14 protein-coding genes are annotated in these 14,479 nt (G+C 49.6%); all 14 read right to left on the bottom strand.

Going from position 1 to position 14,479, the window contains the following annotated elements; genetic code table 11:
* Window positions 1–68 precede the first annotated feature (68 nt).
* The gene (locus KB559_RS09260; protein ID WP_211021424.1) at window positions 69–935 is read right to left on the bottom strand and encodes a 2-oxoacid:ferredoxin oxidoreductase subunit beta; all 867 of its coding nucleotides are present in this window, start codon (window positions 933–935) and stop codon (window positions 69–71) included.
* The gene (locus tag KB559_RS09255; protein ID WP_211021423.1) at window positions 922–2,697 is read right to left on the bottom strand and encodes a 2-oxoacid:acceptor oxidoreductase subunit alpha; all 1,776 of its coding nucleotides are present in this window, start codon (window positions 2,695–2,697) and stop codon (window positions 922–924) included. Before KB559_RS09255 ends, KB559_RS09260 begins: the two co-directional genes overlap by 14 nt.
* A 226-nt stretch (window positions 2,698–2,923) precedes the next feature.
* Window positions 2,924–3,877, bottom strand: a complete 954-nt coding sequence (locus KB559_RS09250) for a dipeptidase (RefSeq protein WP_211021422.1) — start codon at window positions 3,875–3,877, stop codon at window positions 2,924–2,926.
* A 110-nt stretch (window positions 3,878–3,987) separates the two neighbouring features.
* A complete protein-coding gene (locus KB559_RS09245) occupies window positions 3,988–4,248 on the bottom strand; it encodes a stage V sporulation protein S (RefSeq protein WP_006286829.1) in 261 nt (86 codons plus the stop codon).
* Window positions 4,249–4,354: 106 nt separating this feature from the next.
* The gene (locus KB559_RS09240) at window positions 4,355–5,149 is read right to left on the bottom strand and encodes a TIGR00282 family metallophosphoesterase (RefSeq protein WP_211021526.1); all 795 of its coding nucleotides are present in this window, start codon (window positions 5,147–5,149) and stop codon (window positions 4,355–4,357) included.
* A gap of 76 nt (window positions 5,150–5,225) precedes the next feature.
* Window positions 5,226–6,767, bottom strand: coding sequence for a ribonuclease Y (rny, locus tag KB559_RS09235; protein WP_211021421.1), 1,542 nt, complete (start codon window positions 6,765–6,767; stop codon window positions 5,226–5,228).
* Window positions 6,768–7,081: 314 nt separating this feature from the next.
* Window positions 7,082–7,933 (bottom strand): regulatory protein RecX, encoded by an 852-nt coding sequence (locus KB559_RS09230; RefSeq protein ID WP_244861426.1) that lies wholly within the window; start codon window positions 7,931–7,933, stop codon window positions 7,082–7,084.
* A gap of 101 nt (window positions 7,934–8,034) precedes the next feature.
* On the bottom strand, window positions 8,035–9,096 hold the full coding sequence (gene recA, locus KB559_RS09225; RefSeq protein ID WP_211021420.1) for a recombinase RecA: 1,062 nt from the start codon (window positions 9,094–9,096) through the stop codon (window positions 8,035–8,037).
* 251 nt (window positions 9,097–9,347) lie between these two features.
* Complete coding sequence (locus KB559_RS09220) at window positions 9,348–10,613, bottom strand: competence/damage-inducible protein A (RefSeq protein WP_211021419.1); 1,266 nt, start codon at window positions 10,611–10,613, stop codon at window positions 9,348–9,350.
* A gap of 34 nt (window positions 10,614–10,647) precedes the next feature.
* The gene (gene pgsA, locus KB559_RS09215; protein ID WP_211021418.1) at window positions 10,648–11,235 is read right to left on the bottom strand and encodes a CDP-diacylglycerol--glycerol-3-phosphate 3-phosphatidyltransferase; all 588 of its coding nucleotides are present in this window, start codon (window positions 11,233–11,235) and stop codon (window positions 10,648–10,650) included.
* On the bottom strand, window positions 11,232–11,576 hold the full coding sequence (locus KB559_RS09210; protein ID WP_211021417.1) for a hypothetical protein: 345 nt from the start codon (window positions 11,574–11,576) through the stop codon (window positions 11,232–11,234). Before KB559_RS09210 ends, pgsA begins: the two co-directional genes overlap by 4 nt.
* Window positions 11,577–11,747: 171 nt before the next feature.
* On the bottom strand, window positions 11,748–12,239 hold the full coding sequence (locus KB559_RS09205; protein WP_211021416.1) for a YajQ family cyclic di-GMP-binding protein: 492 nt from the start codon (window positions 12,237–12,239) through the stop codon (window positions 11,748–11,750).
* Window positions 12,240–12,394: 155 nt separating this feature from the next.
* A complete protein-coding gene (locus tag KB559_RS09200; protein WP_211021415.1) occupies window positions 12,395–13,435 on the bottom strand; it encodes a RodZ domain-containing protein in 1,041 nt (346 codons plus the stop codon).
* 74 nt (window positions 13,436–13,509) lie between these two features.
* Window positions 13,510–14,280, bottom strand: a complete 771-nt coding sequence (locus tag KB559_RS09195) for a DUF3388 domain-containing protein (RefSeq protein WP_211021414.1) — start codon at window positions 14,278–14,280, stop codon at window positions 13,510–13,512.
* Window positions 14,281–14,479: the final 199 nt, after the last annotated feature.

Genomic DNA, 14,479 nt, shown 5'->3' with positions numbered 1-14,479 from the left:
CCCATTATACACCTATTTCAAACAAAAAGGAAAAGGTGTCCGCGTATGGCGGACACCTTTTTTGGGTCTTAAACGAATTCTGCAACAAGTTTGTCAAACTCCGCTTTTTCCAAAGCAAGCGATTGTTGGGCAAGTGGTTCCTCTTTGAAACCATGCACCATATTTTCGTAACTCTTCTTTTCCTTGTTCTGATAAATAAGACCGGTAATCATGCTGCCCGTTTCCATCAGCTTCGACATTGCCATCGCCCGGTTGCTTGGATCATAATCCGGCACCGTGTCCAGATTGATGATATTTTCCTTGAACCAGTCGTAAGTGTTGACTTTATTAAAAGTCACGCAAGGACTGAATACGTTGATGAGCGAGAAGCCTTCATGCTGAATCCCCTGCTCGATCAAGGAAGTCAACTGCTTCAGATCGCTGGAGAACGATTGGGCAACAAAGGTCGCTCCTGAAGCCAGCGCGATTTCCAGCGGAGAAAGCGTGGATTCCACAGATCCTTCCGGCGTACTCTTCGTTTTGAAGCCCTCTCCGCTACGAGGCGAAGTTTGGCCTTTCGTCAGTCCATAAATCTGATTGTCCATGACAATGTAAGTGATGTTGATATTCCGGCGGATCGCATGTACCGTATGTCCCATACCAATAGCGAAGCCGTCTCCGTCGCCACCGGAAGCGATAACCGTCAAATCACGGTTCGCCAGTTTGACGCCTTGGGCGATCGGAAGCGCACGTCCGTGAATCCCGTGCAGACCGTATGCGTTAATGTAACCGGAAATCCGGCCGGAACAGCCGATCCCTGAAATGACAGCCAGGTTTTCCGGCTCAAGCCCTACTGCGGCGGCAGCGCGTTGAATCGCCGCTTGGATGGAGAAATCGCCGCATCCCGGACACCAGTTTGGTTTGATGTTATTACGGAACTCTTTAAAGGTTGCCATTCTTCACCAACTCCTCCTGAGTCAAATTGCCGGCTGCATTTTTGCATCTTTCGAATATTTCCGCAGGCAGGAACGGATTCCCGTCATATTTCAGAACGTTCACGATTTTATCGTGATGTCCGACATTCATTTTGATCAAATTAGCCAATTGGCCGGTTGCGTTATTTTCAAGAACGACGATTTTCTTTGCTTTCTCCATTTGCTCCCGTACTTCTTCAACCGGGAAAGGATGCAACAAGCGAACCGTCATATGGTTTGAAGTGATGCCTTCTCCGTTCAAACGCAGGCGAGCCTGGTCGATCGTTCCGCCGGTAGAGCCCATGCCTACGATCAGAAGGTCCGGTTCTGCGTGAGGCGCGTGCAGGTGAATCGGATTCTCTACATCGAGCTTAGCCAGTTTACGGAAACGTTTATCCATCATCTTCTTACGGTTCACCGGGCTTTCCGAAGGACGGCCCGCTTCATCGTGCTCCACGCCGGTCACATGATGAATGCCGTTTTTCTCTCCGGGAAGGACCCGCGGCGAGATGCCATTTTCGGTAAATGCGTAACGGTTGAACATGCTCGAATCTTCGCGGTCCGGAATATCCTTGACCATATAGCCCCGGTCGATTTGGATTTTTTCGAAATCCAACGCTTCACAGGACTGTTTGCCGAGCGACAATTGAAGATCCGTCGCCAGGATAACTGGCACCTGATACTTCTCGGCCAGATTGAAGGCCTGAATCGTATCGTAGAAACATTCTTCGATCGAGCTTGGTGCAAGAACGATCTTAGGGATTTCCCCGTGCGTTCCGTAGATCAGGGCGCTAATATCGCTCTGCTCTTGTTTGGTCGGAAGGCCCGTACTAGGACCGCCGCGCTGAGTGTCGACAATAACGACAGGGATTTCGGTCATACCGGCAAGTCCGATCGCTTCCATCATGAGCGACAGGCCCGGCCCCGCCGAAGCGGTCATCGTCCGTACCCCTGCATAACTGGCTCCGATCGCCATCGTAATTGCAGCAATTTCATCTTCCGTTTGAACCACGGTTCCGCCGAACTTCGGCAGCTTTTTGATCAGATATTCCATAATTTCCGAAGCCGGAGTAATCGGATATGCACTCATAATCCGGCAACCGGCTGCCAAGGAGCCCAGTCCGATCGCATCGTTACCGATCATGAACAGCTTTTGCTTGCCGTCGGCCGGTTCCAGCTTAAAGCCTTCAAGCGGTCCCCCTGCAAGTTCCAGGACAAATTCCGCGCCCCGTTTGACCGCTTCAATGTTCTTTTCCACGATCGCCGGACCTTTACGTCCGAATTCTTCTTCCACTGCTTTATTGAATACTTCGAGCGGCAATCCCAGAAGCGCCCAGGATGCGCCGGAAGCGACCATATTCTTCATCAACGAAGTGCCCAGTTCCTCCGCAATGCTCGTAATCGGAACGGCGAACAACTTGGCATCCACGCCTTCCGGAACGACCGGTCCGAATTTAGCGTCCGCCACGATAACTCCGCCGCTACGAAGCTCATGTGCATTAAAATCGATACTCTCCTGGTCGAAAGCGACTAAAATGTCCAAGTCGTCGGAAATCGCGCGAATCGGCTTGGTACTGATCCGGATTTTGTTGTTCGTATGACCGCCTTTAATACGTGAAGAAAAATGCCGATAGCCGTATAAATAGTAACCCAGTCGGTTCAAGGCCGTTGAAAAAATCCGGTCAGTACTTTCAACACCTTCACCTTGCTGTCCACCGATCTTCCAAGACAATTGACTAATCAAGATCGCCCACCCCTTTATGGTATCGCACTATAATTTAGTTGATATTAGTGCTGACAGAATGTAAACCTGTGAGGAATAGCATAATTACCCCCGACATTTGTGAACATTCTGTTTCAGAGTCATGTCAATTTTATGTCGCAAACATATAAAAAGCAAGCGTTTTCTACCCTTTTTCATATAGTAGTTTTCGATGAAACCAATCTCTTAATTGGATCAATTAAAGCGCTTACTTTTTTTGTGGTAACCACGCCTTCAAAAAAGACAGTGCATTACCGGACAACCAGCCTCTAACAAGCTCCTCCGGATAGTGGCGAAGCAGCAGATTCGCCCATTCCAAATAATGACCCGAATGACGCAAATCCTTGATATGACTTTCGATTCCGTCGAAATCCGAGCCGAACATGATCGCCTTCTCTCCGCCTAAAGAGCAAATATGCTCGATATGAGGAAGGAGATCGTTCGCTTCCACCACAGAGGATTTTTTAACGAACCATGGAACAAAGGTGATCCCTATTCTGCCTCCTAGAGAAACGATGGCTCGAATTTGATCATCCCTTAAGTTTCTTGCATGAGAGCATATACGGTACGCGTTGGAATGGGATGCGATGAACGGGATTCCTTTTTGCTCCGCCCGCTCAGCCAGTTCCCAGAAGCCTTTAATCGATAAATGAGATACATCGAGTATCATGCCTAGCTTATGACAAGCCTTGACAAGTTCGAGCCCCCGGGTGGTAAACCCTCCTCCCCGCGGTTCAAGAATGCCATCCGCAGCCCAATTGGCATAATTCCAGGTCAATCCCAGACAGCGGACACCCCGCTCATAGCAAACCTGCAAATAGTGAAAATTCCCTTCCAGTCCGTCCGCACCTTCTATCGAGAGCAGTCCCGCGGGCTGCCCGGCCGCCTCAGCTTCTACCAGCTCTTCAACCGAGGTAATAGCCGCCACACCGGATTGCAGCACTTTTTGCTTAAACAAATCTATCTGGTCCAGAATATGCCCGAAACCGGGCTTACCGAGCCGCTCCGACAGATATATCGCAAAGCATTGAAGGCCCACCCCGCCCTGCTCCATCCGCTCCAGGTTGACATCCAGGCGAGTGTCACCCGTAAACTCTAACTCCGAATCCAGCTGCATTTTACTGAGCGCATCGCAATGAAAATCTACGACCTTATACGCCAAGCCGATCCCTCCGCTCTCTTAACTTTATTACCCGATTCGGTGAAAAGAATGCAAAAAAACCTGTCTACTCTATCGTAAACAGGCCTCTCCCGCAAAAAAATGCAATTATTTTATCTAGGTTCTACGATCAATTTAATAGCAGTGCGATCTTCGCCATCGATTACGATGTCCGTAAAAGCCGGAATACAAATCAAATCGACACCGCTTGGCGCCACAAATCCCCGGGCAATCGCTACAGCTTTGATAGCTTGGTTGAGTGCACCCGCCCCAATGGCCTGAAGTTCAGCAGCGCCGCGTTCTCTTAGTACTCCTGCAAGCGCACCGGCAACGGAGTTAGGATTGGATTTTGCTGAAACTTTTAATACTTCCATGGTTAGTACCTCCTGGGAATAGGTTTGATTGATCCCACTACTTAGAAGATATTCGTGAGACTTCAAAAAATTCCTTCTTTTTATTCGGAGGCACCTTCCCTAAAGCTTAATCCATAATCCATTCGTCTTCGAGCAGACGGATCTTCTCAATTTTCTTGGCATGGCCCGTAGCTTCGTCAATGTCGACTACACAGCCGTGAAAATGCCATTTGCCTTCATCAACCTGAAAACGCACCGGCAACTGGGTCGTAAATTTGCGCAGCACGGCGGAGCGCTCCATGCCGAGTATGCCTTCACGTGAGCCAACCATGCCGGCGTCCGTCAAATAGGCCGTGCCTTGCGGCAACACGGTATCATCGTTACTTTGGACATGGGTGTGCGTTCCGACGACCAAAGAAACCCGGCCGTCAAGGTGCCAACCCATAGCGATTTTCTCCGAAGTTGCCTCCGCATGGAAATCGACCAAGATGCATTTGTGTTTCTTGGACAGTTCATCGACGATATCGTCCGCCATCCGAAACGGGTCATCGATCGCCGGCAAAAACGTGCGCCCCATCAAATTGACGAGAGCCAGTTCCTTTCCGTTAGCCTTGATTATGGTAGAGCCAAGCCCAGGCGTGCCTGGCGGATAATTCGCAGGCCGAACCAAGCGAGGCTCGTCATCGATAAAGTCGAAAATCTCCTTGTTATCCCACGTATGGTTGCCCATCGTAAGCCCGTGAATGCCAAGCTCAAAAAATTCCCTAGCGATTTTGGGAGTAATCCCCCGCCCGGACGCCGCATTTTCTCCGTTGGCGATAATGATGTGCGGATTGTATTTTGATTTCAAGCGCGGCAGCGTTTCCTTTAATGCTTTACGCCCCGTATTTCCTACAATATCTCCAATAAACAGAACTTTAATGTCGGTTCCTCCTCAATGTCGGCTTCTGACAGAATGAAAAAGCGGCCCACTGAGGGGCCACTTTTCAGCATAACCTTTACTTAGCGTATTCAACCGCCCGAGTCTCGCGAATGACGGTAACTTTGATGTGGCCCGGATAATCGAGCTCACTCTCAATCGTCTTCGTAATATCTCTCGCCAATCGGAACGCTTCCGCATCGTCGATCTTCTCAGGCTGCACCATCACGCGCACCTCGCGGCCCGCTTGAATAGCGAAGGATTTCTCCACGCCCTCGAACGATTCGGAAATCTCCTCGAGCTTCTCCAGCCGCCGGATATACGTCTCCAGTGTTTCACGACGCGCTCCGGGTCTAGCCGCCGACAAAGCGTCAGCTGCGCCAACCAGCATCGCAATGACCGAAGTTGCCTCGCAATCCCCATGGTGCGAAGCGATACTGTTGATAACGACCGGATGTTCCTTGTATTTCTTAGCCAGTTCCACGCCGATTTCGACATGAGATCCTTCCACTTCATGATCAAGCGCTTTACCGATATCGTGCAGCAGTCCGGCCCGTTTGGCGAGCGTAATGTCCTCGCCCAGTTCACCGGCCATAAGTCCAGCCAGGTAAGCTACTTCCATGGAGTGCTTAAGCACATTTTGTCCGTAGCTTGTCCGGAATTTGAGACGTCCCAAAATTTTGATTAAATCCGGATGCAGCGCATGAACGCCGACCTCGAAGGTGGCTTGTTCGCCATACTCGCGGATCCGTTCATCAACTTCACGGCGGGATTTATCAACCATTTCTTCAATCCGTGCCGGGTGAATACGTCCGTCCGCCACCAATTTCTCGAGTGCGGTACGGGCAATCTCACGGCGAATTGGATCAAAGCCCGACAAGATAACCGCTTCCGGCGTATCGTCGATAATCAAATCGATACCGGTAAGCGTCTCCAGAGCACGAATATTGCGGCCTTCCCGACCGATAATCCGACCCTTCATCTCTTCGTTAGGCAGCGATACTACGGAAACCGTAGTTTCCGCGACATGATCCGCCGCGCAGCGTTGGATGGCGAGCGTGATGATTTCGCGGGATTTCTTGTCCGCTTCTTCCTTCGCCTGCTGTTCGATGTCCTTAATCATTTGAGCCGTTTCATGGCGAACTTCCTGCTCCACATTGTTTAAAATGATGGTACGGGCATCCTCCATGCTCAAATTCGAAATACGTTCAAGCTCTTGAACCTGACTCTTGTAAATCAGATCAATTTGCTGCTGAGTTTCTTCAATCCGTTTCTCTTTGCCCGCCACTTGCTCTTCTTTACGTTCCAGCGATTCCAATTTTTTATCCAGCGACTCTTCCTTTTGCAACAATCGTCTTTCTTGTCGTTGAATTTCATTCCGACGTTCACGAATGTCTTTATCAGCTTCGGCTCTTAGCTTATGGACTTCGTCCTTCGCTTCAAGAACCGTTTCTTTCTTCAGTGCTTCTGCGTCTTTCTTCGCGTTTTCCAAGATTTGACTTGCAGCTTGTTCCGCACTGGAAATTTTAGCTTCTGCAAGAGATTTGCGAATAAAATATCCGATTCCGAACCCAAAGAATAAAGCGGCTGCAACGAGAACGATCCAGATTCCTGTACTCATCTGTTCACCTCCCCGTTGTTTCCTCCAAGGCATTCCTTGGGATGTTTGCAGTTGTAAATTTTCTCATTCATCATCATACAAAGAATTCATTACAGGCCGTTTAAGGCAAGGCTTTCCATGTGTGAGTGATGCAAAGTTTCCTCCAGCCACAAACGGAAAATTTGGCCTTCATGATTTACAAAATAGAGAATCCTCACAGAGCCCATAATTTTGGAAGGAAAAAAAGGGCCCAAGTAAAAATAGATTCATGTTCATTTTATTATTTGATGAAAGAAATTGTCAAGCAAATGACAAGCAATGTCCGTTTTGCCAAACTAATCATTCTCCCACTCTTCTTCATCGCTGAATCCGTCTTCCCGCCCCAACTCGCGAATGACTCTGGAAACCAGGGATCCGGAGTATCCTCTCCGCATTAAAAAAGACCCTGTTTTGCGTTTCCGGTCAGCCGGTTCTCCTGTCGAAGTACGCCACTTCTTGGCTGCCAGCTCCATGGCGCTTTCAAATTCATCATCTTCGCTGACGGTTTGAAGGGCCTCCTCGATTAACGGCTTTGGAACCCCTTTCTGGCGGAGTTCATGACGCACCCATAACTTACCCTTCCCCCGGCCCCGAACGCGCTGGCCGGCCCATTCCTGAGCGTATGCGGCGTCATTGACCAGACCATCTTCCGTCAACCTGCGAACAACCTCGGCCGCCGTCTCCTCGCCCCATCCTTTTTCACCGAGACGCATAGTAATCTCGTAGGCTGTGCGAGGCTTGCGGCTTAAATAGTGCAAGGCATCGGCATAGGCCTGCTGCCGTTCATCGGCAAAAACAATCTCTTCCAACTCGCTCTTGGTAAATACAGCGCCCTTGATCATTCTGTACTTGATCATGACGTCTTCGTGAACTTCCAATGAGTAAGACCCGAACGAAATACGATACCGGAACTTCGGACGCTTCAGCAACGATACGGAGGTAATGGCCAGTTCGATGTCCTCGGGAAAAGCGTCAATCCCGTCGCCGCCCCCTTCCTCCGCCAGTTCGTTCGAAGAATTACCCCCGGCAGTGCCGCGGGTCATCTCCCAAAAACTTTCGTCCGAAATGTCCACGATCTCGCCCGGTTCATCCTTCCGCCCCTGTTGTCCTTTCGGCCGACTACCGCGGCTTCCATATCGTTGATCCACCCTTCTTCCGCTCCTTTGTCATTTCATATAATCTCGATTATATCAAAAAAGCGCTCTGTTCCGGGATCCCCCGGGCCACAGAGCGCTTCGTCAGCATCGGTTTATTCTTCTTCGAAAAGCGCCTGTTCTTCTTGTGACTCAGCTTCAAGTTCGCTAGCTGAAGCAGCAGGTACCGAAGTCGTCAAGTTGCTGGCTTCACGAATCTTCTGTTCAATCGCATTCGCAATTTCCTTGTGCTCTTTAAGATACTGCTTCGCATTCTCGCGTCCTTGTCCCAGACGTTCCCCTGCATAGGAATACCAGGCACCGCTCTTATCCACGATATCTTTCTCAGCGCCAATATCGATAATACTGCCTTCTCTGGAGATACCCTCACCATACATAATATCGATTTCCGCCTGTTTAAATGGAGGCGCAACCTTATTCTTGACGACCTTAATCCGGGTCCGGTTACCTACCATATCATTCCCCATCTTGATCGTTTCTACACGACGGACGTCAAGACGAACCGTAGAATAGAACTTCAAGGCACGACCGCCTGGAGTAGTCTCGGGATTACCGAACATAACGCCGACTTTCTCACGCAATTGGTTAATAAAGATGGCAATCGTCTTGGATTTACTGATGGCACCAGACAATTTACGCAGAGCCTGGGACATGAGACGGGCTTGGAGACCGACGTGGGAATCCCCCATCTCGCCTTCGATTTCCGCTTTTGGAACCAAAGCTGCTACGGAGTCGATAACGATGACATCCACCGCGCCACTGCGTACGAGGGCTTCGGCGATTTCCAGAGCCTGTTCGCCGGTGTCCGGCTGAGACAGCAACAGTTCGTCGATGTTTACGCCCAGCTTGCTTGCATAGGAAGGATCCAGCGCATGCTCCGCATCAATAAATGCGGCTTGTCCACCGATCTTCTGAACTTCAGCGATGGCATGCAGCGCTACCGTTGTTTTACCGGAAGATTCCGGTCCGTATACTTCAATGATCCGGCCGCGGGGAAGTCCCCCGGTACCGAGTGCGATATCTAGTGCCAACGATCCGCTGGGAACGATCTCCACTTGCATATGCGTGGATTCTCCCAGCTTCATGATCGAACCTTTACCGAATTGTTTTTCTATTTGACGAAGCGCCATTTCCAGCGCAGCTTTACGATCTGACAATCAGCTCACATCCTTAAATATGATTGGATACATGATTACTACATTTATAATTGTACCTTGTTTTGGAACGTTTGCCAAGCATTTTTTCGAACATACATTCGTAATTTTTTTGAGCCTGAAAAATCCTCCTTTCCCACTTAATTCCGTCTAACAACAAAAAAAAGAACCACAGCAAAACAATTCAGTTTGCTGCGGTTCTTCCGCTGTGTTCAATTATACTCCGCTGCCGCAGAACTGGCAAGGGCACGCCTCTAGGCTTCGGCGGCTTCCGTTTTAAGCTGCTTCCAGAGGTGATACAACACCGTTTTCGCAGAACGAATGCGGATCGTATCCCGGTTCCCTTTCAAATTCAATTCGAACACGGCAGTGTCGCCACCGCGGCGGGAGATGCCGATGTATACAAGGCCGACCGGCTTGCGCTCGGAATAGCCTGGACCGGCCACCCCGGTAATCGACAAGCCGAAATCCGTATCTACAATCATGCGCACCTGTTCGGCCAGCACCTTGGCCGTTTCCGCACTGACCGCACCCGGGGCATCCTCGCCCTCCAGCAAATCATGAGGCACGTTCAGCAGCTTCTCCTTCATCGCATTGGAATAGCAGACGATTCCGCCGAGAAACACGGTTGCACTGCCGGGTATGCTTGTAATCGACTGCATCAGCAAGCCCCCTGTGCAGCTCTCCGCCGCGCTGACGGTAAGTCCCCGCTCTGTCATCATGTCGACGATCGTTTTTTCGATCGGGACATCCTCTTCGGCATAGAGGTGATCCGACAGGCGCGAAGCGATTTCATCTTTCAGCTTATCCAGCTTCTCCATAGCCTCGCTTTGTGTCTTTGCCTTGGTCGAGATCCGGATCGTTACTTCGCTTTCCTTAGCGTAAGGGGCAAGCGTCGGATCGGATTGATTTTCTACAAGGTCAAGCAGACGGGTCTCAAGCCCGGACTCCCCGATGCCGGCGAACTTAAGCATTTTGGAATAAAGCGGCTCCTCCTGCGTCAAAACATGCTGCAAAATCCAGGGCTTGGCCTGCTGTTCAAACATCGGCTTCAGCTCGGAAGGCGGTCCCGGTAGCAAAATATAAAACTTTCCGTTCTCGGCGACGGCATTGCCAACCGCAAGTCCGGTCTCGTTAGGCAAAGGAGTCCCACCGTCAATAGCAAGAGCCTGCCGGCGGTTGTTTTCCGTCATCGGAACGCCGCGTCCCTGGAAAAACCGGTCGATATTGTCCATAGCCATCCGGTCGATATGAAGCGATCTTCCAAGCACTGCAGCCACGGCGTCTTTGGTCAGATCATCCTGAGTCGGACCTAGTCCGCCGGTGAATATGAGAAGATCAGCCCGCCCGGAGCCGATTTTGATGGCCTGTGATAAGCGTTCTACATTATCGCCAACCACGGTTTGAAAATAGACGTCAATCCCAATGGAAGCTAGTTCCTGAGACAAATATTGTGCGTTTGTGTTTACGATTTGGCCGAGCAGCAGCTCGGTACCGACTGCGATGATTTCTGCCTTCACTGGTCATGTCTCCTTCCGGAGGATAGCGTTCGTATTACATTTTTGAAAAATTAAGCACGTTTTTATTTTTTACGAAATAATCAATTCCCGAGTAAATCGTAATAAGAGCAGCCAGCCAAATTGCGATTTGATCAAAAGGGAAGTGTATCCATTCGAACGGGAAATTGTTCAGCAAAAGCGCTGAGATCGCGATAATTTGCGTAATGGTTTTTGCCTTACCCCATTTGCTGGCGGCGATCACCGAGCCTTCCAGCAGCGCCACTTCGCGCAAGCCGGTCACGGCAAACTCACGGCTGATGATAATGACCGCAATCCAGGCGTCGCATTTCCCCATTGCGACAAGCGCAATGAGAACGGCAGCAACTAACAGCTTATCCGCCAAAGGATCGAGCAGTTTGCCCAGATTCGTAACGAGATTATGTTTGCGGGCGATGTACCCGTCAATCCCGTCCGTACTTGCCGCCACAATAAACAAAACAGCGCCGAGCAACTGATTTACGGGAAGCGAATAATTTCCCAGCGTCAGCCCATATGACCACCATTCCAAATCCAAGAGCAAAAATACAAGCATCAGCGGAATCATAAATATACGGGCTAACGTGATGCGATTGGGCAGATTCATAGGATTGCCTCCCCTGACTGATCATACTCGCAAGCTGGTGTAATGCGGACTTTGACCAGACCCCTCATACCGGCTAAACTGCCGACCGCCGCATGATCATCAACACCCTGCCTGCTATGCTTGTTTCTGTTATCTTTAGCGGAAGAACGCTGAATCTTTATCAACGTGCCGGCACGCCGTTCCTCGGCCTCTTCCTCATCATATTTTATGTAGGTCGAATACCGGACGGTACTCCGAAAGAGCGGCGAGCCCTCTTCATAATTAAACATCGGGTTTCTGACTTGAATCGGCCTATCCCCAGTCGAGGCCCCTAGTGTAACGACTTTCACTATTTCTGTCATGAATTCGATCCCCCATTGCTATAAGCCATGCTCCCATTTTAAAAACCTAATTAAGTATAATATTTCCGAAACAATACTGTCAAAACCACATATAACACCCAAAAATCGATGTTCATTGAAAAAAAGAGCCCCGCGCGGAGCCACTGGCACAGCGAGAGACCGGATGCTTGCTTATTTCATATTCGTAAATTGCAAATCAACGGTAAGATCCGCTTTACGGAGCATTTGAATAATCTGCTGCAGATCGTCTCTGCTCTTGCCGGTGACGCGGATTTGATCGCCTTGGATCTGGCTCTTTACTTTCAGCTTGGAATCCCGAATCAGTACGTTGATTTTCTTAGCGTTCTCCTGATCAATTCCCTGTTTCAGGTTGATTCGTTGACGAACCGTGCCGAGCGAAGCCGGCTCAACCTTTCCGTAGTCCAGGTTTTTGATCGGCAAACCGCGCTTGATCATTTTAGACTGTAAAATATCAATTACCGCATTCAGCTTGTACTCGTCATCGGACAGGATCACCAGCACATCCTTTTCGACCTTCAACTCGCTTTTGCTGCCTTTAAAATCAAAACGGTTGGCAATTTCCCGTTCGGTCTGGTCGATCGCGTTGGTCAATTCCTGCATGTCCATTTTCGATACAATGTCAAAAGAACTTTCAGAAGCCATAATTCACATTCCTTTCCAATAGAGGTAGTTCAAAAAGTCACCTTTTTCAACACATATCATAATTATATGTAAAAGATTTCGCAAAGTCGAGTCGACACCGCCCCGATGAAAAATAAAGGACGTCCCTGACCGTTATCCGGTCAAAGACGCCCGTATTATTCGGCGTTATTAGCACTACCGTCACTGCTGGTTCCATCGGTTGTGCTGTTATCCAATCCATTGCTTCCATTAGCCGATCCTGCGTCAGCGCTGCCCAGGTTTAACTGGATTTTGGAAGTATTCTTCCCGTCCGTGACCACTTGGTCTCCGACAGTAATCGTCGTATTCGAAGACGCACCCGACTTAATGAACAAGCCTTCCGGTCCCAGTTCATAGGTGAGAACCTCACCCTCGGTGGTATTGTCGAAATACAGTTTTTCTCCGCCCTTGTCGCCTTTGCGGACTTCTACCCAGCTTTTGCCCGTAGCATTGATCACTACCTGGACAGGCTGGCTTCCGGCTGATTGAACCAGAAATTTGGTCGTGCTTCCTTCCTTCCCGTCGGGAGCGACAACCACAGTCCCTACGCCGGTATCCGTACCGGTGTCAGTACCTGTATTCGTACTACCGTTACCTTCCGTACCGTTGCTGCCGTTATCGGTTCCATTGGTACCGTTATTGCCCGCAGTACCGTTTCCGGCAGTACCCTCATTGCCTGTACCCGCATTAGTCCCGTTCTGTCCCGTGTTTCCGGTCCCGCCGTTTCCTTCCGAGCTGATGTCCGTTACCGGTGTTTGATCAGGCTGGTTGTCCTTGGCCTCGTCACTTTTGCCCCAAACCGTGAAATACATATAAATCACTACGAGAATCAGCACAGCAAACGACCACATCAGTGTCGTCGACAACCATTTTGAATTTCTCTCCGCCGTTCGGGAGCTGCGCCGCTTCTGAAGCACGGGCTCCATCGTCGGTTCAGGAGCCACATCCGGAACATGCTGCTTATGTTCGTTCAGCAGTTCATCCGGATCTACACCCACTGCTTCGGCATATGTCTTAATAAAGGCCCGCACGTAGAAACTTCCCGGTAAAACTTTATAATCCCCCGCCTCGATGGCTTCCAAATACCGCTTACGAATTTTTGTCATTTCTTGAACATCATCCAGAGACAAGCCTCTGGCAAGTCGGGCTTCCTTTAATTGCTGGCCCAAATCCGACACGACCATCACCTCCTGTAATTATTAAATATCATGAAATCCATGTATGGATTTATTTACATATCTTAAATTTAAGTTCATAGCTCATCGCTATAATAATTTGTAGTGAACGTATCATTAACGATTTGCTCGTCAGGATTGTTACGCAATTCTATAATAATGTCAAAATCGTCATAATTATATTCGGATTCCTTGATAAAAACATCCGGATGCTCAATAACGATTGTCGAAGGCATTTTCATCAAGTCACGAATCAGTTGGAAGTGCTTTTCATTGGAACGAAGCGTGCTCACGATCCCGTCGATAATAAACACGTTATTCGGGTTCATTTCGTCCTCGGACAGTTGGCTGCGCACCGTCTGCCTGAGCAGCGTCGAGGATACGAAGGCCCATCGCTTCATCGCGCAGACGCTCCCCGCGATAATGGACTCCGTCTTACCCACGCGGGGCATTCCCCTAAGGCCGATGACCTGATGACCGTCCCTTTTTAATACTTCACCCAAAAAATCAACAAGCAACCCAAGCTCATCCCGGGTAAAACGGAATGTTTTGTGGTCGTCGGAATCCCTAACGATGTAACGGCCGTGCCGCACGGCCAAAAGATCGACCAACCGGGGGCTTCGCAGGGCGGTAACCGTAATGCTGTCGACCTTGCGGAGCATCTGGTCAAGGAGAGCGATTTTGTCGTCGTCGTCAGTTTCCAGGAGCAGACCACGGGTTTCCCCCTCCACTCCGTTAATCGTCAAAATATTAACTTCAAGCATCCCGAGCGTAGAGGCAATATCCCCAAGCAAACCGGGACGGTTTTTATGTATTTTATATTCCAAATACCATTGTTTCGACTCCATCCATACACCTTCTCTAAGTCCTCTACACTATTCGACAAAATCGGCCCGATTTCCTGCACAGTTCATGAAAAGTTAGCTGCCGGTCCAATGGCCAGAAAATGCGAACAGAATATGAATACGTGTTTTATGATATATAAAATAGAATTGAAAGGCAAGCCGCGGTATTTAGATTGGAGAAAAGCCCCCTGTAAGGGAGCTT

It is taken from the genome of Paenibacillus sp. Marseille-P2973, from assembly GCF_018101095.1.
In the GTDB taxonomy this organism is placed as follows: domain Bacteria; phylum Bacillota; class Bacilli; order Paenibacillales; family Paenibacillaceae; genus Fontibacillus; species Fontibacillus vini.
This window is presented reverse-complemented; position numbering and strand designations above follow the sequence as displayed.